General features: G+C 65.8%; 19 protein-coding genes. 4 read left to right on the forward strand and 15 right to left on the reverse strand.

Features of this window, described 5'->3' with window-relative positions:
• Positions 1-2 precede the first annotated feature (2 nt).
• Genes CSW57_RS02200 through CSW57_RS02220 form a run of 5 tightly spaced genes read right to left on the reverse strand, consistent with a single transcriptional unit; the run spans position 3 to position 6,097 of the window.
• Positions 3-266: a monovalent cation/H+ antiporter complex subunit F gene (locus tag CSW57_RS02200; protein ID WP_023955466.1), complete on the reverse strand. Its 264-nt coding sequence runs from the start codon at positions 264-266 to the stop codon at positions 3-5.
• Positions 263-1,024 (reverse strand): Na+/H+ antiporter subunit E, encoded by a 762-nt coding sequence (locus CSW57_RS02205; RefSeq protein WP_099381255.1) that lies wholly within the window; start codon positions 1,022-1,024, stop codon positions 263-265. The genes CSW57_RS02200 and CSW57_RS02205 overlap by 4 nt, the downstream gene beginning before the upstream one ends.
• The gene (locus CSW57_RS02210) at positions 1,021-2,634 is read right to left on the reverse strand and encodes a Na+/H+ antiporter subunit D (protein ID WP_099381256.1); all 1,614 of its coding nucleotides are present in this window, start codon (positions 2,632-2,634) and stop codon (positions 1,021-1,023) included. Before CSW57_RS02210 ends, CSW57_RS02205 begins: the two co-directional genes overlap by 4 nt.
• Complete coding sequence (locus CSW57_RS02215; protein ID WP_099381257.1) at positions 2,631-3,197, reverse strand: Na(+)/H(+) antiporter subunit C; 567 nt, start codon at positions 3,195-3,197, stop codon at positions 2,631-2,633. The genes CSW57_RS02210 and CSW57_RS02215 overlap by 4 nt, the downstream gene beginning before the upstream one ends.
• Positions 3,194-6,097: a Na+/H+ antiporter subunit A gene (locus CSW57_RS02220; protein ID WP_099381258.1), complete on the reverse strand. Its 2,904-nt coding sequence runs from the start codon at positions 6,095-6,097 to the stop codon at positions 3,194-3,196. The genes CSW57_RS02215 and CSW57_RS02220 overlap by 4 nt, the downstream gene beginning before the upstream one ends.
• A gap of 277 nt (positions 6,098-6,374) precedes the next feature.
• Here CSW57_RS02220 and CSW57_RS02225 point away from each other — a divergent pair, with 277 nt between their 5' ends.
• Both CSW57_RS02225 and aroQ read left to right on the forward strand, forming a co-directional pair.
• A complete protein-coding gene (locus CSW57_RS02225) occupies positions 6,375-6,797 on the forward strand; it encodes a hypothetical protein (RefSeq protein ID WP_143696453.1) in 423 nt (140 codons plus the stop codon).
• Between the two features lie 149 nt (positions 6,798-6,946).
• Entirely contained in the window at positions 6,947-7,549 is a 603-nt protein-coding gene (gene aroQ, locus CSW57_RS02230) for a gamma subclass chorismate mutase AroQ (RefSeq protein ID WP_099381260.1), read from the forward strand.
• Positions 7,550-7,681: 132 nt separating this feature from the next.
• Here aroQ and CSW57_RS02235 read toward each other — a convergent pair whose 3' ends face one another.
• From CSW57_RS02235 to CSW57_RS02240, 3 genes are all read right to left on the reverse strand, one after another.
• Positions 7,682-8,893 (reverse strand): HNH endonuclease signature motif containing protein, encoded by a 1,212-nt coding sequence (locus CSW57_RS02235; RefSeq protein WP_370623880.1) that lies wholly within the window; start codon positions 8,891-8,893, stop codon positions 7,682-7,684.
• Between the two features lie 53 nt (positions 8,894-8,946).
• Positions 8,947-9,147: a hypothetical protein gene (locus tag CSW57_RS24225; RefSeq protein WP_143696454.1), complete on the reverse strand. Its 201-nt coding sequence runs from the start codon at positions 9,145-9,147 to the stop codon at positions 8,947-8,949.
• A 234-nt stretch (positions 9,148-9,381) separates the two neighbouring features.
• Positions 9,382-9,945 carry a dihydrofolate reductase family protein gene (locus CSW57_RS02240; protein WP_099381262.1) on the reverse strand — a complete coding sequence of 188 codons (564 nt, stop codon included), beginning with the start codon at positions 9,943-9,945 and terminating at the stop codon, positions 9,382-9,384.
• Positions 9,946-10,137: 192 nt separating this feature from the next.
• Between CSW57_RS02240 and CSW57_RS02245 the strand changes: the two genes are divergently transcribed.
• Entirely contained in the window at positions 10,138-10,659 is a 522-nt protein-coding gene (locus tag CSW57_RS02245; RefSeq protein WP_099381263.1) for a hypothetical protein, read from the forward strand.
• 16 nt (positions 10,660-10,675) lie between these two features.
• Here the strand turns inward: CSW57_RS02245 and CSW57_RS02250 are convergent, their stop codons facing one another.
• From CSW57_RS02250 to CSW57_RS02270, 5 genes are read right to left on the reverse strand one after another with little or no spacing between them, the layout of a single operon-like run.
• Positions 10,676-12,916: an AAA family ATPase gene (locus CSW57_RS02250; RefSeq protein ID WP_099381264.1), complete on the reverse strand. Its 2,241-nt coding sequence runs from the start codon at positions 12,914-12,916 to the stop codon at positions 10,676-10,678.
• Positions 12,917-12,968: 52 nt separating this feature from the next.
• Positions 12,969-13,940, reverse strand: coding sequence for a CDP-alcohol phosphatidyltransferase family protein (locus CSW57_RS02255; RefSeq protein WP_099381265.1), 972 nt, complete (start codon positions 13,938-13,940; stop codon positions 12,969-12,971).
• Positions 13,937-14,650 (reverse strand): phosphatidylserine decarboxylase, encoded by a 714-nt coding sequence (locus CSW57_RS02260; RefSeq protein WP_099381983.1) that lies wholly within the window; start codon positions 14,648-14,650, stop codon positions 13,937-13,939. The genes CSW57_RS02255 and CSW57_RS02260 overlap by 4 nt, the downstream gene beginning before the upstream one ends.
• A gap of 28 nt (positions 14,651-14,678) precedes the next feature.
• Positions 14,679-15,914, reverse strand: coding sequence for a molybdopterin molybdotransferase MoeA (gene moeA / locus CSW57_RS02265; protein ID WP_099381266.1), 1,236 nt, complete (start codon positions 15,912-15,914; stop codon positions 14,679-14,681).
• Positions 15,914-17,275: a dipeptidase gene (locus tag CSW57_RS02270; RefSeq protein ID WP_099381984.1), complete on the reverse strand. Its 1,362-nt coding sequence runs from the start codon at positions 17,273-17,275 to the stop codon at positions 15,914-15,916. Before CSW57_RS02270 ends, moeA begins: the two co-directional genes overlap by 1 nt.
• 137 nt (positions 17,276-17,412) lie before the next feature.
• Between CSW57_RS02270 and CSW57_RS02275 the strand changes: the two genes are divergently transcribed.
• Positions 17,413-18,201, forward strand: coding sequence for an HAD-IIA family hydrolase (locus CSW57_RS02275; protein WP_099381267.1), 789 nt, complete (start codon positions 17,413-17,415; stop codon positions 18,199-18,201).
• A gap of 4 nt (positions 18,202-18,205) precedes the next feature.
• Here the strand turns inward: CSW57_RS02275 and CSW57_RS02280 are convergent, their stop codons facing one another.
• The gene (locus CSW57_RS02280) at positions 18,206-18,661 is read right to left on the reverse strand and encodes an SRPBCC family protein (RefSeq protein ID WP_023957098.1); all 456 of its coding nucleotides are present in this window, start codon (positions 18,659-18,661) and stop codon (positions 18,206-18,208) included.
• Positions 18,662-18,687: 26 nt separating this feature from the next.
• Positions 18,688-19,830 carry an acyl-CoA dehydrogenase family protein gene (locus CSW57_RS02285; protein WP_099381268.1) on the reverse strand — a complete coding sequence of 381 codons (1,143 nt, stop codon included), beginning with the start codon at positions 19,828-19,830 and terminating at the stop codon, positions 18,688-18,690.
• Positions 19,831-19,836: the final 6 nt, after the last annotated feature.

Here is a 19,836-nt window from a genome sequence, read left to right on the forward strand (position 1 = left end):
CGTTAAACCTCGTTGTCCCGTACGCGGAATCGGGCGACGGCAACCGTGCCCACAAAACTCAGCAGTGACAAGGCGACGAGGCCGGACACCACTGTCGAATCCATCGAATATGCGGCCCACACGGCCAGCGAGCACATCGCCATCGCGACACCGGTGTCCAGGGCGACCAGGCGGTCGAGCGTGTTGGGGCCGATGAGGATCCGTGCGGTGGTGAGTACCGATGCTGCCAACAACAGACCGGCGGCGATCATCCAGACCACGTTCATGACTTCGCTCCGCTCCGAAGATTCTGGGCGTCTTGGCCACCGACTTCATCGTCGATCCCATGGTAGGGACTGGCGTGCCATTCGCTCTCACGCTCGAAGGCTTTGATGAACAGCCTCTCGATGGTGGCGACCTGCCCATAGAACGCCTTCACCTTCTCCGGTGAGCTCGCGTCGATGAGGTGCACGTACAGCAGACGGCGACTGTGGTCGATCTCCACGACCATGGTGCCGGGCACGAGATTGAGATAGTCGACCGCAAGGGTCAGCACCATGTCGGATTTGATGGCCAGGCGTGCCCGGACCACCGCGCTCAATGGCGGCTTGCCTGGGCGCACCGACAGCCAGGCCACTTGCAGGCTCGACCGGAACAGGTCGATCACCAGTCTGATCACCAGTTCGAGGATCGTCAGCGGATGGATTCGGCCCTCGACCGGTACCCGGGGCAATGGCAGTGCGATCAGCACGAGGAGTGCGATACCGAGACCACTGACCACCGTTGCGATGTCGTAGGTACCCCACAGCAGCACCCACACGAACGTCAGCCACGCCATCGTCCACAGCCGGACGGCCACCTCGCGTGCATTTCCGCCGAACCAGCGCTTGATGTGGATGTGAGACTTGAGAAAGAGGAAGGCCTTCACCGAATACCACGCAACGAAGATCACCGAGTAACGCCAGGCGTTCACCAGGTGCGCCCGGATGGGGCCCCGGGGAGCCGGCGGTTGTGGCCGCTGTCCGGGGTCAGGTTCGTGGGTCATCGGGGGCCTCCTGCGCCGAGGACGGCGTCGAGGTAGATGCTGGAGTCGATCAGGTCGGCAGCGGCCGATTCGGTGAACTCGAAGAACGGCCCGGCCCACAAAGTCAACACGAGTCCGGCTGCCACCATGGCGATGGTGGGGACCACCATGCCGATCGGCATCCGGCCCACGTCGGCGCGGTCGTCGAACGACACGTCGGCCGAGCCCTCGAGAAGCGCCGCCGGTCCCGCATCGGCCATCTCACCGTCGGGGGCATCGGCGCGCGGCCGCCAGAACGCCTTGGTCCAGACGCGGGCGACGACGTAGAGGGTCAGCAGGCTGGTCACCACCGAGCCGGTCACCAGGATCCAGGCCAGCACGCTGCCCTCTTGTACACCCGCCTCGATCAAAGCGACCTTGCCGATGAAACCCGAGAAGGGCGGGATGCCACCCAGATTCAGAGCTGGGATCAGGAACAAGGCAGCGAGCAGAGGGCTGGCCGCCAGACCACCGAGACGTCGTAGTGACGCCGAGCCTGCCTGCCGCTCGATCAGCCCCACCACGAGGAACAGCGTCGTCTGGACCAAAATGTGGTGCGCCACATAGTAGATCGCGCCCGACAAACCGAACTCGGTGGACAGAGCGATGCCGAAGATCATGTACCCGATGTGGCTGACCAGCGTGAACGACAACAGACGTTTGATGTCGGACTGCGCGATGGCGCCGAAGATGCCCACCAACATCGTGAGAAGTCCGGCCACCAAGAGCACCCGGTCCATTGCGCCGCCGGGGAACAGCAGGGTGTGCGCGCGGATGATTGCGTACACACCGACTTTGGTGAGCAGGCCGGCAAAGACCGCGGTGACCGGGGCGGGGGCGGTGGGGTAGGAGTCGGGCAGCCATGTCGACAGCGGGAAGACCGCGGCCTTGATGGCGAACGCCACCAGCAGCACCGCGTAGAGCGCACCTTTGGTCCCGTCGGGAACATCCTCGAGTCGGACCGCCATCTCCGCGAGGTTCAGCGTGCCGGTGGCTGCATAGGCAAACGCGATGCCCGCCAGGAAGATCAGCGACGACACCATCGAGACCATCACGTACGAGACACCGGCGCGCACCCGGTCCGCGCTGGCACCAAGTGTGAGCAGCACAAAGCTCGCGGCGAGCAGCACCTCGAACGAGACGTACAGGTTGAACAGGTCGCCGGCGAGGAAGGCGTTGCAGACGCCGGTGCACAGCAGCAGATAGGTCGGCAAGAAGATCGACACCGGCTGTTCGGTTGTGCCGTCGCGGATACCCTGCCCGACGGCGTAGAGCATGACGCAGAGCAACACCGCGGTGGACACCACCAGCATCAACGCCGAGAGCTGATCCGCCACAAGGGTGATGCCCAGGGGACCGAGGTCACCGCCCTTGGAGTCCCAACCGCCGACGTGCAAGGCATACGTACCGTCGCGGTTCGTCAGATAGAGCAGGAGGCACGAGGCGACAAACGCGACCGTGATCGCCGCGACTGTGACCACACGCTGGAACCGGGGATACCGCCCCATGATCAGGGTCAGCACCGCGCCCATCATCGGCGCAAGGACGGGAGCGACGATGAGCGTCGAGAACCACTCGTGCGACAAGGTCATCGGCCATCCCCGTCACGGTCGGTCGGCTCGACGTCATCACTGTCGTCGGGGCTGGGCAGCAGGTCGGTCTGATGCAACTCGGCACGGGCGCGCAGTTGTTCGTCGGTGAGCGGGTTGCCGTCGTCGTCGAACAGGTCGCCACGGAACGTGTCGAGACCGGTGATCGGGTCGTCGCTGCGATCGCGGTCGGGTGCGGTGGCGCTCGACTGTGACTTCACCTTGAGGTCTTCGGGGTCGTCGTCCACCTCGTCGTCGGTGTTGATCATGAAGGAGCGGTAGGCCAAGGACAGGACGAAGGCAGCGATGCCCATCGTGATGACGATGGCCGTGAGCACCATGCCCTGCGCCAGCGGATCGGCGTCTCCGGTGCGGCCCTCTGACGTGCGGCCGATGATCGGCGGATTGCCCATGGCTCCTGAGACGGTGACGATCATCAGGTTGATCGCGTTGCCCACCAGCAGCAGTCCGAGCAGCATGCGGATGAGACTGCGTTCGAGCAACAGGTAGACGCCGCAGGCGGCCATCAGGGCGACCACGATCATCAGGCCGAGGTTGATGGTCATTGTGCCGCCACCTCCTCGGGCTCGGACTGGTCGGCGCCGCGACGCACCCGTGGACTGTCTTCGTCGAGCCGGGCCCCGAGACTGCGCAGTACGTCGAGCACCAGGCCCACCACGATGAGGTAGACACCCAGGTCGAAGAACAGGGCGGTCACCAGCTTCACGTCGCCGAAGATCGGAAGCGTGAACTCGAAGGTCGCCGACGAGAGTGCAGGCGCGCCGAGCAGAACCGACGCGGCGGCGGTACCGGCGGACAGGCCGAGGCCCACGCCGAGGATGCGCCCCGCGTCGATCGGCAACGCCTCGCCGAGTTCGTATCGGCCACCGGCCAGGTAACGCAGGACCAGAGCCAGCCCCATCGTCAGACCACCTGCGAATCCGCCGCCCGGAGCGTTGTGACCGGCGTAGAAGAAGTAGAGCGACAACACGATCATCGTCGGGAACAGCAGTCGTGTGGTGGCCTCGAGCACCATCGACCGATGGCGTGGGTCGCGGAAGTCGCTGCCACGCAACCACGTGGTGCGTTCGCCGAACAGCTGCTCGCCATCGGCTTCAGGTCGGGGAGTGCGTGCCCTGGTCGCGTCGGCCACTCGCGGCGCCGCACCGAATCGGCGGTGCCGGAACACCATCGACGCAACCCCGGTCGCGGCAACCATCAGGACCGAGACCTCGCCGAGGGTGTCCCATGCCCGGATGTCCACGAGCAGCACGTTCACCGCGTTGGAGCCATTGCCGTACTTGTATGCGGCATAGGGGATCTCGGTGGACATGGGGATGGTGTTGCGGGCGGCGGCGGCGAACAGGCCGACCACCACGAGCAGTGCGCCGAAGGCCAGGCCGAGCAGTGCGCGCAACGGCTTGAACCCGGTGGCGTGGCGGTTTTCCGCCTCGGCGGGGAGCTTGCGCAGGACCAGTACGAAGATGACCAGCGTCAGTGTCTCCACCAGGAACTGGGTGAGCGCGAGATCGGGTGCGCCGTGCAAGGCGAACAGCACGCCGCAGCTGTAGCCGGTGACCCCGACGACGAGGACGGCTGCGAGCCGGTTGCGCAGGACAGTGGCGGCGATCGCCGCGGCCACCATGATCCCGCCGATCACGAACTGCACGGGAGACTCGAAGCCGTTGATCTGCAGCCTGTTCCGCTGCCCGAGAAACAGGACGATCGTGGGCAGGAGCACCAGCGTGATCACGATGACGCCCTGGGTGAGTGGCAACGACCCCCGCTGGGTGTTGCGGGTCAGGTTGATCGAGATGGTGTCCGCGCCGCGCAGCACCGCGTCGTAGATCCTGTCGGCGTTACCGAGCGCGGGACGCACAAAACCCAGCCGGCCGAGTTCGCGTACCAGGAGGAACAGTGCGGTACCCGCGACCACTGCGATGGCCGTGAAACCGAGGGCGAGGTTAAAGCCATGCCACAGCGAAAGGTGGGCTATGCCTTCGTCGTAGCTGGGCACCGTTTCGGCGTAGGGCTCCACGCGCTTTCCGATGAGTCCGGCGAGTGGACCGGAGACCACCCCGGCGAGCGCGAGTATCGCCGCGGGCGCCTGGAACGCGGCGCTCGGACGGTGCATGCGCGCCACTGCTGGGCTGGGTTCGGCCTTACGTTTGCGGCCGAATGCGCCCCACAGGAATCGCAGCGAGTAGGCGACGGTCAGAGTGGATCCGAGTACCAGCACCAGGACCACCACCGGCCCCTGCCACTCACTCAGGGCGCCCGTGTCCCAGATCTCGGCGAAGGCGGTCTCCTTGCCGACGAATCCCAGGGTGAGGGGGAGGCCCGCCATGCTGGCGGCCGCGAGTGCGGCGATGCCCGCCAACACAGGGGTGCTGTGACCAAGTCTGGCAAGTTTACGCAGGTCGCGGGTACCGGTGGAGTGGTCGATGATGCCGACCACCATGAACAGCGACGCTTTGAACAGCGCATGGGCCACCAGCATCGCCATCGCCGCCATCGCGACATCCTCGTCGCCAATGCCGACCAGCACCATCAGGAACCCCAGCTGCGAGACCGTTCCGAAGGCGAGCACCAACTTGAGGTCGTATTCGCGCAGCGACCGGAATCCGCCGAGGACCATGGTGGCGCAGCCGAGCCCGACCACCAGGACGTCCCAGGAAACGAGGTCGGAGAAGCCCGGGGCGAGCCTGGCCACCAAGAAGATTCCGGCCTTGACCATGGCTGCGGCATGCAGATAGGCACTGACCGGGGTGGGGGCCGCCATGGCACCGGGAAGCCAGAAGTGGAACGGGAAGATCGCCGACTTGCTGAGCGCGCCGATCAGGATCAGGACGATGGCCACGGTGACCGTCCACCCGACCGGGGGGTCGGCCACGATGTCCGACAACAGGTAGGAGCCGGCTTTCTCGCCCAGCATCACGATGCCGACCAGCATCGCGAGTCCACCGGCCGTGGTCACGAGCAGGGCCTGGGTGGCGGCCCGGCGGCTCGTCGCGCGGACGGCGTAGAAACCGACCAGCAGGAACGACAGCACCGTGGTCAGTTCCCAGAAGATGTAGAGCACGAGCATGTTGTCGCTGATGACCAGCCCGAACATCGCGCCGGCGAAGGCCACCATCTCGGCCGCGAAGCCGGCGACCCGACGTCGCACCTCACTGAAGTACTCGGCGCAGTAACAGAGCACCAGGGCTCCGACCCCGAGCACCAGAACAGACATGACGGCCGCGAGCGTGTCGAAGCGGAAGTCGATGTTCATCTGCAGGGCAGGGACCCAGCTGAAGGATTCCGTGCGGACGCCGTGCTCGTCGTCGGGCCAATTGAGCACCACCCACACCAGGCCGCCCAGCGGGGCGAGCGCGAGGAGGTAGAAGCCGCGCCTGCCCAGGGCGGTGATGATCGCAGGGGCCAGCACAGCCGTGATGGCCAAGGCGGCCAAGACTGCGATCAAGAGGCACTCCGTCGATCGAATGGGCGGGGTGTCGGGTGGGTCGTGACAACGGGGACAGGCACACCGAACAATGCCTGCGACCGTTCACCGAAGACGGATTAGCTCCGGTTTGTTGTCACCCAGTCTACCGTTGCTGCTGCTAGGTGCCGTATTCGGGGATGAGGCGGCCGCCGAGGCGGCCTCTCGCTGCTGGTCACCGCAGAACGGACAAGTTGGTGTTCACGACAAGATCGCAGCCGATCGGGCACAACCGGACCCCACCCCCTACTCTGTTCGCATGAGTCGGGTGCGAGTGGTTTTGGTGCTGATGATCACGGGTCTTGCGCTGGTGTTGGGAGCGTGTGGCGGAGACAGCGAGGAGGCTGAATCCACCACGGTCGGGTCGGTGAATCTGCCGCAAGACTTCCCGGATTCGGTACCGCTGATCGAGGGTTCGATACTCGCCGCGGGCGGGACCGCGCAGGAGGGCTGGAACCTCACCGTCGCCGGCAAGCCCGACGCGGGGAATCCCTTCGACAACGCAGGCAAGGTGCTCACCGACGCGGGGTTCACCGAGGAGTTCCGTCGGCAGGAAGGTGGCCAGACCGTCGTCGGGTATGGAGCCGACAAGGACGGCAAGCGCTACACGGTGGTGATAGGGACCACGGCCGGCTCACCGAGCGGCCCGACGTCGATCACATATCTCGTGTCGCAACGCTGACACTGCTCATCGGTCGTCGCGCGGCCCGGTGCGGCGAGTGCGGTCCACGGGCGGACGGCTGAAGGATCGGTGTGCGGCAATTCGCAACGCTCGGCCCGGTCGCGGCGAGTACGGTCGCATGGAATCGGGCTGGACGGGTCGGAGGAAGAATGCGGGCAGTACGAGTTGTTGCGTCGTTCCTGGTGATGTCGTTGGCCGCAGTCTGTGCGGTGTTGGCGGGCCCGACAGCTCATGCGACGCCGGTAGGGCACGATCGAGTCGTCCGGTTGGTCAACACCATTGGTGACCGTTTGATCGTGGCCCATGAGGTCGCGCAGTCGAAGTGGCACTCCGGCAGCCCGATCAACGACCCTGTTCGTGCGGCCACGGTCGTCCAGGCCGCGTCGGACTCGGCGGCCGCTCACGGGCTGGATCGAGCGCGGGTGGCCGCGTTCTTCACCGATCAGGTTCAGGCGGCGACCGGTGTTCAGTACGCGTATTTCTCCACATGGACGCTCTCGGACCAAGCGCAGTTGTCCATTCCGAACCCGCCGCTGTCGGATCTAAGGGCCAAGCTCGACAGCATCTCCTCACGCCTCCTGATTGACCTTGCCGGGGTGAGGTCGGCGAACACCTCACCGCAGCTCTGCCAACTGTCGGTAGTTGCGGCAAGCGGTCCGACCGCTGCACGGGTCATTGCCGATGCCGGCGATCCCGCAATGGTTCCGAGCATCGTGACGGCGATGCGCGTTGCAGTGCAACATATTTGCTGAGACGGGTGGGCGGCCGGATCGACCTCGTCGAGGTTTCTATTCGAGATGCGTTGCTTCGCCGTCTGATTCGGAACCCGCAAATGGTGGAGCATTTCGTTGCTGTCGTTGTTGCTGTTGCATGCGTTGCTCGCGTTAGTCGAGTGCCGCTTGGCGTTCGGCGATGATCTTTTGCCATGCCGCTTCGATGGTGTGGTCGGTGTGGTGGGCTCGGTTGATTCTTGGTTGTTGGTCCGGGTCGATGTATGTGGGTGGAATCCACGCGACGCGGCCGGCATCGGGGCCGTCGCGGAGCATGATGGTTTGCCATTGATCCTCGCCGGGTCCGATCATCGCGTGGTGCGGGATGCAGGCCGGGGCCAGTTCGTCGATGTCAGTGAAACCGCCGTCAGCCCAGGCAGTGGTGTGATGGATCTCGGTCCACGAGATCGGGTTACGACAACCCGGACTGGTACAGCCTCGGTCTTTGGCGAACAGCGCCATCCGTTGGCCTTGTTGGGCGGTGCGTTTGGCGCGGGCGAAGTAGAGGACGTCGGCGGAGTGGTTGGCGAACACCGCCAACGACCAATCCGAGCGAGCCGCCAACTCCAACGCATCCTTCACGGGTACATCCACCCCCGACGCGGTGTGGGCGATCCCTGCAGCCTCATCAAGCTGCTGTTTGGTCATGGTGACCATCACCTGCACCGGCAGCCCACGATGGGAGGAACCGAGCAGTTTGTACTCCAGAATGGTCTTCAAGATCGCTTTGAACGCATCGTGCTGCCGTTGAGCACGGGAACGGGTGTCACGCCCCGCGGCAGCCTCGATGATCGCGGGATCCATGCGCGGATCGTCAATAGCACCGACGGGTGAATTGGGGTCATCAGGATTGTTCATTCCTGGTGCTGCCCACACATCCATCACCGTCCGAAACAGTGCCAACGTCGCCGGATCAAGGTTGCCGGTGAGCTTGGCCATCATGTCCAACCCTTGGGCACCGTCGGACAAACCCCGGTTGCGTCTGCGGTCGGCGTCGTCGGTGAGTGTCCCGTCCGGGTCCACCCGGGCCAACACTTCTCGTCCGCAGACTTCGAGTTCGGTGGGGCCCAGGGTGCGGGCGTTGTCGGTCATCCAGGCATCGACCACGTCGTACACTTCTGGCGCTGACTTGTGTGGGATTTTGTCGCGGACTTTGAGCATCACGTCCATGTGCGCCAACCCAATAACACCGTCGGCCAACGCTTCGGCTGCAGCCGGACATTTCGGTGGCAACGGCTGCCCGTGCATCGACAACAACTCGCTGGCGGCATCGAGTGCTTTCAACCGTGAGGAGGCATCACCGCGAGACACGCGCAGCTCACTCATCACAAACCGGTGCAACGTCGAATGACCAGCCTTACGAAACAAACCCCGATCATTCACCTCCTGCAACCGCTTGAGGCCCTGAACGCAAGTGCCCGAACAACTCTCTCGTTCACCCGCACCAACTCAGCAACCTGCACATCATCAACATCAGCTGCGGACGCACCAGCAATCCGCTGCAACACCGCATCAAGATCGCGATACAACCCCACCAACACCGGCATTGGCGGTGGATTCACCGTCACCGAATCACTCATCGACAAGCCCCCCAGCCCTCGAACCCCTTGCGCCAAGCCTACCAACAGAATCCGACATTGTCGAACATGTGTTCGAGTTCGATAGGCTCTGGCTTCCTTGCAGGCTTTGCGTTCATCTGCAGGTGTTGCAACGCCTGCAGGCGAACAAAAGCCCTGCGTGTGATTGCGCTACAGCCCGCAGCAGAGTTGCGCATGCTACGAACGGCGTTGCGCTAGAACCGTTATCGGCTCGACCTACCGCACCACGTCGAAGATCTGTTTCTGGATGCCGTTGCCGTACACCTCGTGCTCGACCAGGTTGAGCTTGGTGGTGTCTTTGTCCGACTCACTGAACAGGCGCTTGCCGGCGCCGAGAAGGAGTGGGAACACCAGAAGGTGATAGCGATCCACGAGGCCGGCGTCGGCGAGGCTGCGCCCGAGGGTTGCACTGCCGTGCACGGCGATCGGGCCACCATCGGTCTCTTTGAGTGCCGCGACGTCATCCACCGACCGAAGGATCGTCGCCGGCCAGCGTGAGTCGTCCTTCTGGAGTGTTGTGGAGACGACGTATCGGGGCATCGCGTTGTACTCGGCGAACTCGTCCATGGTCGGCCAGATCGGAGCGAACGCCTCGTACGACGTGCGGCCCAGCAGTAGTGCGGTGGTCTCCTCTTGCTCGCGCCCCTTGATCTCGTAGGCAGCTTCGTCGAACTCGACATCCTTGAAGGTCCACCCCGAATTGCGGTACCCGGGCTCGCCGCCCGGCCCTTCCATGACACCGTCCAGCGAGACGAATGCGGTGACGATCAATGTGCGCATGACAAACCTCCGTGATGGGTGATGCCTCGGCCCGTGCCGAAGCTGTTCTCATCCCTACGTCGAACGAGAGAACCGGAAATCGACAGGAATTGCAGAGGAATGGCACGAGAAGAGACGCGCGGCGCCGGTACATCACTTGTTCCGCCGTCGTGTTCGCCAGCGAATTAAGAATGCCTCGACAATACTGAGGTAGTGAAAGCGTCAAATCAGCCTGAGGTCGAGGTGTATCGATTGTGGGACTGGTCCGGCCTGATCGGCTTGTGTGCCGGTGTGGTGGCGGCCGGCGCATGGTTCGTCACCGACAACGGGCACCAACGTGCTCCAGTGCAGGCCCCAGGCCAGTACCAGTCGGTGGACACACCCGACGTGATCTGGTGGCTGCCTTACATCTTCGGGGCCACGTTCGGGCTGGCGGGATTGGCGGTGCAAAGTCTTCTCGAGCGGACGAATACGCTGGTGACCCCCCGAGTACGCGATGGTCTGCTCATCGCGGGGTGTATGGCCGGAGGCGCTGGGGCCGCGGGTGCGGTCTGGCTCATTCCCCAGCAGTTGGTGTTCCAGGACACCGCGGGCCATGGCACAACCATGTCGCGGAGCGTGGTCTTCGTCGCGCTGCCGGTGCTCGGATTGCTCGTCGGCACGGCCTTGGCCGCGCGTCGGCATCGCACCGCATCCACGACGTCGCTGACAAAAACGCCGTCGATGGCCCACTGAGAGTCGTAAGAGAGCTTCAGGCTCCACGCTTTTCGGCGTACTGACGCAGGTTCTCCACCTGGGCCGGATCGAGGGACGGCCGAACCTTGTCCTGCGCCACCCCGACGTCCTCGGCGGTGACGATGGCCGCGTCGATGTTCCGCCGCATCGCGGCCAGAGCAGCCTCTCGGAGCAGTGCGGCACAGTCGGCGGCCGAGTATCCGTCCAGCTCCGCGGCCAGCTCGTCGAGATCGATGTCCTCTGCAAGTGGCACCGACTTGCTCGACGTCCGCAGGATCGCGGCGCGGGCATCGGCGTCGGGCGGCGGCACGAACACGAGTCGCTCCAGACGGCCGGGACGCAGCAGCGCTGGATCGATGAGATCGGGACGGTTGGTCGCGCCGAGAACCACCACATCCCGTAGCGGCTCGACCCCGTCGAGTTCGGTGAGCAGCGCCGCGACCACCCGATCGCCGACGCCTGAGTCCGACGACTGACCGCGGCGTGGGGCCAGGGCGTCGATCTCGTCCAGGAAGATGAGCGATGGCGCCGATTCGCGTGCCCGGTCGAACAGGTCGCGGACTGCCTTCTCCGATGACCCGACCCATTTGTCCATCAGCTCAGCACCTTTGACGCTGTGCACGCTCAGCTGTCCGGACGCGGCGAGTGCGCGCACCACAAAGGTCTTGCCGCATCCGGGGGGACCGTAGAGCAGCACGCCGCGGGGTGGGTCGACGCCGAGGCGGGTGAAGGTGTCCGGGTGCTGTAGCGGCCAGAGCACGGCCTCGGTGAGAGCCTGTTTGGTCTCCACCATGTCGCCGACCTCGTCGAGCGTCAGGCTGCCGACCGCGACCTCGGGCGATGCCGACCTGGACACCGGCCGGATCACCTCCAGTGCGCCCAGCAGATCGGCCTCGACGAGCGTAGGTGGCTCGCCGTCGCGGGCGCTGCGGGCAGCTGCCCGCAGGGCGGCCTCGCGGGTGAGGGCGGCGAGGTCGGCGGCGACGAAACCGGGTGTGCGAGCGCTGATCGCGCCGAGGTCGATGGTTCCGGTGGGCACGGAATCCAGGAGCGCGCCGAGGAGACCTCGCCGGATCTTGTTGTCGGGCAATCCGATCGACAGCTCGCGGTCGCAGAGGTCGGGATCGCGGAGCCGTTGGTCGAGGTTTTCGGGCGCCGAACTGGTGCAGATCAGGGCGACCCGGTCGGCGGTGATCGCCGTGCGCAGGGCGTCGAGGATGAGCGCCGAGACGGGGTCTGCCTCGGCGGGAAGCAGCGCCTCGACATCGCTGATGAGCAACACCGCGCCCGTGCCGGACGCTGCCGACACCAGTTGACCGACCGCATCTTTGACAGCAGTGAGCCGGCCGGATGCCTCGAGCGCGCCGGTGACCGGGCCGTCGATGTAGACGAGGGCTCGCCCGGCGCACACGGCCCGGGCGACGGTTGCCTTGCCCACCCCGGGTGGGCCGGTGAGCACCACACCGAGTCGAGCTTGCGCGCCGAGGGCGGTGAGCAGTTCCGGGTTGTCGAGGGCGAGGCCGAGCCATTCGGTCAGCTTGTCCACCTGTGCGTCGACGCCGACGAGTTCGTCGACGGTCCGAGCCGGAGGAGCAGTGTTGACGGTCGCCTTGGCCGGTGTGTGCCGGGTGGATGCACTGGTGGCCGCCTCGGCGGTCGTAGGCGGTCCGGCGCTCTTGTCAGCCCACAGCACCGCGGTGTTCGGTTGCACGCTCACCGGGCCGGATGGGTCGGCGTCCACCACGGTCAGCAGTTCGTTGGTCCAGGTGATGCCCACCGACCTGGCGAGCGAACGAGTGGCGTCGGACGTCGCGAAATCGGGACCGAGGTCGCGCGGCAAGAGCGACACCACATCTCCGGCCGACACCACCTTTCCGAGGAGTGCGCGCCGCAGGGTGGTCTCGTCCACCGAATCGGCGGTCAGCATCGAACCGCGCACCATGACGCGGGTAGCGCCGTGGACCACCACGGGGGACAACACCACCGGGGCGTCGGACTTCAGGCCCGCGTTGGACAGCGTCAACTCATCGAGTAGCGCGATGCCGGTGGGTGCGGACGCATCGGTGGCTGCGATCACCGCACCGGTGGTACGCGAGCCGATCACGGCCACCCCATCCCACTCGCGCAGCGCCAAGGCGGCCAGGACCTCCGGATGCACCCTGACGATGCCGCGGCGCGCCTCGGCCGCCGAGAGGTTGAGCCGGGCGGTCAGCGTCAGTTGCGGAGACGCGGCAGATGCGGCAGATGCGGGAGTCACAGGCCAAAACTACCGTCTGCGCCGATCGGCGCGGGCTGGTGCTCGCTACCCGTTACTGGTCGCCGGGGCGTCGCAGGCCCAGACGGGCCGACGATTTGGTGGGCCTGCCGCGCCGCACTTGCCGGATGGCGCGTCGTTCGGCCCGGCGTTCCCGGGGGTGGAAGTCCCAGGTCTCCGGTCGGCTGGCCACCCATCGCTTGGTGCGCCAGGCAAACGGGATGTGCAGCAGGTAGAGACCGATCGCCACCACCATGAGCAGATACGGGTAGGTCAGCAGCGCGGCGGCGAACAGGGCCACACCGATGAGTACCAGCACCAACGCATTCGGCGGCACCGCGTACGACTTGAGTGATGCGGTCGGCAGGCGACTGACGGCCAGCAGCGCAGTGATGGTCATCCATGTGCCGACGGTTGCCTCCGAGGTCCACCAGCCCATTCCGAATTGCTCCTCGAGGGCGATGGGAAGCATCGCGATGAGAGCGGCGGCGGGGGCGGGCACACCCACGAAGAAGTCCTTGGTGTACTGCGGCGTGTCGTCTTCGTCGATCAGGGTGTTGAACCGCGCCAACCTCAAAACGATTGCGCAGCAATAGATCAGCGACAGAAGCCATCCCACGTCGTTGCCCTCGAGCAGGAGGACGTAGAGGGTCAGCGCGGGGGCCACCCCGAAGTTGATGGCGTCGGCGAGAGAATCCAGTTCGGCGCCGATGCGCGTGGTCGCCCCCAGCAGGCGGGCCACCCGGCCGTCGAGGCCGTCGAGCAATGCCGCAGCTGCGATCATCGCAACGCACAGGTGGATTCGGCCATCGAGAGCGAACTTGGTGGCCGACAGGCCGGCGCAGATGGCAAGGACGGTGAGCGCCGACGGAACGAGGAGCTTGCCGGTGTTCAGCGTTCCGGCGCGGCTCGGACGGCGGCGCCGCCGGGAACTCCCCGCCGGAACCACCCTGCTGCCGGACCGGCGAACCGGGTCCTTGCGGACGGGTTCCTTTCGGCCAGGTTCCTTGCGGACGGACTCCTTCATCCCAGCTGCGCCAACACGGTCTCCGCGCCGACGGCGCGTTGGCCGACGGCGACGAGCGGGCGGGTGCCCTCGGGCAGGTAGACGTCGACACGTGACCCGAACCGGATCAAGCCATAGGTGTCGCCGAGCGTCACCGGGTCGCCGGGACTGGCCTCACACACGATGCGCCTGGCGATGAGACCGGCGATCTGCACCACCACCAACTCGGTGCCGTCGGCGGTCCGGATCAGCATGGAGTTGCGCTCGTTCTCCGCGCTTGCATCGGGGAGGTCGGCGCTGACGAACTTGCCCGGCCGGTATTCGACCGACTCGACCGTGCCGGCGATCGGGATCCGTTGCACGTGTACGTCGAAGATCGAGAGGAAGGTCGACACGCGTGGTCGGGGAGTGTCGCCCAGCCCGAGCTCGTGCGGCGGCGCGGCATGGTCCACCAACGCGACCTGCCCGTCCGCCGGTGCGACCACGACTCCGGCAGCGTTCGGAGGCACCCGGCTCGGGTGACGGAAGAACGCGGCGGTGGCGAGTGTGGCTGCGGTAGCCGGTGTCCGGATCCAGCCGTGGCGTCGGCCGGCGAGGGCCACGGCGGCGCCCGCCGCCACGAACGGCACACCGGCCCGATGGATCGGCGGCACGGTTTCCCGCACGAGGTCGGCAAAATGTGCCAGGCGGGTCACACTCTCGGGTTCAGTAGGTCTGGGTCGTCTGGCCATGGCCGCCATTGTCGCAGGTGCTCATCGGTCAGCTGTCCTCCAGGATCAGCACTTCGACGTCGGCGCCGGTCTCGACCCTGTCGGTGTCCGCAGCGATGTCGAGCAACGCGTTTGCCGATGCCATGAACGCCAGGTGATGTGAACCCGGCGGCCCGATGGGCCGCACCGAGGCGACACCGTCGGCGATCGTGAGTTCACCCCTGCGGAACTGGCGCTTGCCTCTGGGGGAGGCGATCGGTTCGGTGACCGACGCGGTGATGGTGCGCCGTGAGGCGGGCAGGCCCATGGCTGCGCGCAGGGCCGGCCGGACGAACACTTCGAAGGACACCTGAGCGCTCACCGGATTGCCGGGCAAGGTGATGATCGGGACAGCCGTGCCCCCCGAACTCGTATAGGTGCCGCAACCCTGCGGCATGCCTGGCTGCATGGCCACCTTGGCGAACTCCACCCCGTGACCGACCAACGCATCCTTGACGACCTCGTAGGCGCCGGCGCTGACACCGCCGGAGGTGATGATGAGATCGACGGCGGTACCGTCCGCGCCGTCGACGTACTCGTCGAGTCGTGCCCGGAACTGGCCGACGTCATCGGGCACGAAGTGCACCTGTTCGGAGATCGCCCCGGCCTCGATGGCCGCGGCGGTCAGCATCGCGCCGTTGGACTCGTAGATCTGTCCGTACTCCAGCGGCGTGCCTGCGGGCACCAGCTCACTTCCGGTCGACAGGACCAGCACCCGCAGCGGCGCAAACACCGCGACCTCGGCGATCCCGAGCGCGGCCAGCAGGCCCAACTGCGGTGCGTGCAGAACGCGCCCGGACGAGAGGGCACGGGTCCCTGCACCGATATCGGAACCGGCGGCGCGGATGGCGGCTCCGGCTGGGACCGGTGCGTTGATCCTCACCTCGGAGACGCCGCCGTCGGTGAGCTCCACCTGGATCACCGCGTCCGCTCCGGCAGGCACGGGGGCTCCGGTCATGATGCGGTGGGCCGTGCCGGGAGACAGGGTGAGCTGATCGGTTCGCCCTGCCGGGATGTCTTCTGCGACAGGCAGGATGACGGGATCGGTCTCCGTCGCGTGCGCGATGTCCGAGGCGATGACGGCGTAACCGTCCATCGCCGAGTTGTCGAAGCCGGGCAGCGTGACCCCGGCGACGACATCGTCGGCGAGCACCCTGCCGAGGGCGGCTGCGGCAGGCACGGTGACAGGCCGGGGCTCGGCGAACAAGGATGCGACGACGGCCCGGTGTTCTTCGACTGTGCGCATCAGGCGTCCACCGTGTATGTGGCGAGGAACAGGGCAAGGGACAGTGCGGTTTTCGAGATCTCGTCCGGATCCACACTCTCGTTGGGTGCATGGATCCGGCAGTTCGGTTCCTCGACGCCGAGTAGTGCAATCTCGGCTCTGGGGCAGATCTCCGAGAGCACCGTGCACAGGGGTATCGATCCACCCTGACCGGAATGGACCACCTCGGCCCGGTATGCCTTGCTCATCGCCTCGGTGAGCGCCTTGTATCCAGGGCCCGAGGTGTCGGCAGCGAACGGTGCCCCGGTCATCACGGTGTCGACCTGCACCTTGGCGTGCCACGGAATGTGCTTGTGCAGATGACCTTCCAGTGCCAACGCGGCCACACCGGGATTCACGCCGGGTGGCACACGCAGGTTGAGCATCGCCGAGGCGCGTGGATTGATGGCGGCCACGCAGTCGTCGGTGTTCGGTGCGTCCAATCCGATCACCGTCACCGCCGGCCGCGCCCACACCATCTCGGCAGGGGTGCCCGAGCCGAGGATGTCCACACCGTCGAGCGTTGTGGAGTCGGAGCGGAACTGCAGGGGATCGTAGGTTGCGCCGGGCCAGGATTGACTGGCGGGCAGCCCGTCGATCGTGGTGTTGCCGTCCGCATCTCGCAGGGTCGCCAGCCCGGCGATGAGTGCGGCAAGCGCGTCGGGGGCCGCGCCGCCGAACTGTCCCGCATGCACTTCCGATGCGAGGGTCTCGACCGAGACCTTCACGCCCGCGACCCCGCGCAGGCTGGTGGTGAGCGTGGGTACACCCGGGGCCACGTTTCCGGTGTCGCAGATCAGGATCATGTCCGCATCGAAGAGGTCTGACTGCATGCGGGCGAGTTGATCCAGACCGTCGCCGCCGGCTTCTTCCGAGCCCTCGATCACCACTCGAATTCCCAACGCCGGCAGCGCCGCAAATGAGCGCAGCGCGGTGAGGATGGCGACGACGTTGCCCTTGCAGTCCGCCGCACCTCGCCCGAACCAGCGACCGTCGTGAGTGGTGAGTGCAAACGGCGGCGAGTTCCAGAGGTCTTCGGGGCCGGCCGGCTGCACGTCGTGGTGGGAGTACAGCAAGACGGTCGGCGATCCTGGCGGGCCGGGGCGATGACCGATCACAGCCTGACTGCCGTCGACGGTGTCGTACACCTGCGTCTCGATCCCGGCGTCGGCGAAAGCGCCACGAACCCAGGCAGCGCTGGCCCGGCAGTCGTCCCGCTTGTCGGGGTCGATGTGCACAGACGGCAACGACACGAGGTCGGCGAGGTCGGAGTGAGCGCGCGACATAAGGCCGGTCACACGTTTGGACAGGGTCGAGTACTGCGTCGAGAGCTGGTCGGCCATGGTGCCAAGCATGCCGGAAGGACCACCACGACCGCCAGAAAAGTCGAGTTCGGCATGATCGGGCGGCGCTGTGAGAATTGTCGGACCTGTCGGCTCCCGCGTGCGATCGACCGTTGGCAGGACTAGGTTTCTCAGGTATGGCCGAAGGGTTGCTGCTCGACATCGACGGGGTGCTCGTCACCTCGTGGAAAGCCCTGCCCGGTGCCGTCGAAGCCCTCGAGGAGATCGCCGATACCGGTCTGCCGCGAATGTTCCTGACCAACACCACATCCAAGTCGCGAGCGCAGATCGCCGACGCGCTCACCGCCGTGGGATTCAAGGTGCGTGATGACGAGATCGTCACTGCCGCCGTGCTGACGGCCGAGTATCTGCGCACCAAACACCCGGGCAAACGGGTGGTGGTGCTCAATGAGGGGGCGGTGACCGAGGACATGGCTGGGGTGGATCTCGTCGACGACGACCCCGAGGTGGTGGTTTTCGGGGGCGCGGGCCCGTCCTTCACCCACGAGCTGATGTCGAGAGCCCTGGGCTGGATGATCGAAGGCGTACCGACCATCGCCATGCACCGGTCGCTCACGTGGTCGACCAGCAGCGGACCGAAGATCGACACCGGGGTGTACCTCGAAGGCCTTCAGAAGGCCACCGGCAAGAAGATCCGCGCGATCGGCAAGCCATCGCCGCTGGGCTTTCGTTCGGCCGTGGAGATGCTCGGCGTGGGTGATCCGGCCGGGGTGGTGATGGTGGGCGACGACATGTACAGCGATGTGCTGGGCGCCCAGAAGACCGCGATCACCGGCGTGTTGGTTCGGACTGGCAAGTTTCTGCCCGAACAGCTCGACGCCCTGGTCAAAGACGAGTTCGGGCAGGTCCCCGATCACGTCATCGACTCGATCGCGGACCTGCCCGCCCTGCTGAAGAAGCTGTAGTGCGTTAGCGCACCGACGCCTTGATCTTGCCCAGCGTCTGCTGCATCCCGTCGGTGAGTTCGGCGTCGAACGACTTCTCGCCGCCGAATGCCAAGTTGATCAGCGTCGACGACACCTTGGTGGTGCCGTTGGGTGCCTCACGACGTTCGGTGAGTTCCACGCCGTCCTCGGTGGGGGTGATGGTGAAGCTCCACACGCTGTTGTTCTCGTTGATCTTGTATGCGATCTCTTTGTTCGGTTCGAACCGGACCACCTTTGCGGTGGTCGGCCAAACCAGCAGACCGCGTTTGTTCACGTTGACAGTCTTGGTGCCGAGAGTGACGGGGCCGCCCCCGCGGACCACGACCTTGCGGCATTGCGGACTCCACTCGCCCATCCGCTTCAGGTCGGACACCACTTTCCACACCTGTTCAGGTGTGGCCTTGATGTGAGTGGACGCTTCGAGCAGTGGGGCAGCCATGGAACTCCTGTCAATGAACGTTGTCACTATCCGATCAGGATCTTGTCATAGTCCGCGATCTGATTCGACAGTGTTCGGAGATGTTCGGACGCACCGCCGAGGGTGTGTTCGATGGCGAGTAGCCGGCTCACGTAGTGCCCGACCGGGTACTCGGCGGTGATGCCGATACCGCCGTGCATCTGGATGGCCTCCTGGCCGATCTTGCGGGCGGAGCGGCAGATCTGCAGTTTGGCCCGCGACGCGACGATCGGGTTGACGTCGCCGTCGGCCAGGGTGACCGTGGCGTAGAGGCTCATACTGCGGGCCTGCTCGAGGAGTACGTACATGTCGGCGGCACGCTGGGTCAGGGTCTGGAACTTAGCCAGTGGTACGCCGAATTGCTTGCGCTGCTTGAGGTATTCGGTGGTGAAACGCAGCGATTCCTCCATGGCGCCGACTGCCTCGGCGCACAGCGCGACCTGGGTGACCACTTCCGAGCGCACCAGCGCCGCGGCCACATCACCCTCGGCCAGTCGGGTGGCGGGAGCGTCCTGCAGTTCCACCTGGGCACCACGCCGCATGTCGTGGGTCTTGAACGCGGTGCGCGACACTCCGTCTGCGGTGGCGTCGACGACGAACAAGCCGATCTCGCCCTGCCCTTGCCCCTGAGCGTCGACACGCGCGGTCACCACCAGCACATCGGCGCAATCACCGTGCAGCACAGGATTCTTACGGCCGGTGAGGACGTAGCCGTCACCCGATGCCGTCGCGGTGGTACTGACAGCCGCGCTCGGCCACCGGTCGCCCGGTTCGGTGTGCGCGAATGCCGCGAGGAGTTCGCCGGAGGCGAGTTGTGGCAGGTACTGGGCGCGTTGTTCCGCGGTGCCGGTCTCGGCGATGAGTCCGCCGGGCACGTACACCGCGTCGAGCACGGGCTCGGGAGCAAGGCTCCGGCCGATCTCGCCGAGCACGGCCGCGACCTCTTCGGGTCCGGCGCCCATACCACCGTCGTCCTCGCTGAACGGGAGACCGAGAATGCCGATCTCCGCCAACGACTTCCACACGTCTCGGCTCCAGCCGAGGTCGGTGGCGGTGACCTCGCGCAACTTCTCGATGTCGTAGAACTTGGTCAGGACGTCATGCGCGGTGTCGCGCAGCATCGTCTGTTCCTCATTGAGTTCAAAATCCATGGTGAA

Origin of the sequence: Williamsia muralis, assembly GCF_002735905.1 — a bacterium.
GTDB classification, from domain to species: Bacteria; Actinomycetota; Actinomycetes; order Mycobacteriales; family Mycobacteriaceae; genus Williamsia; species Williamsia muralis_A.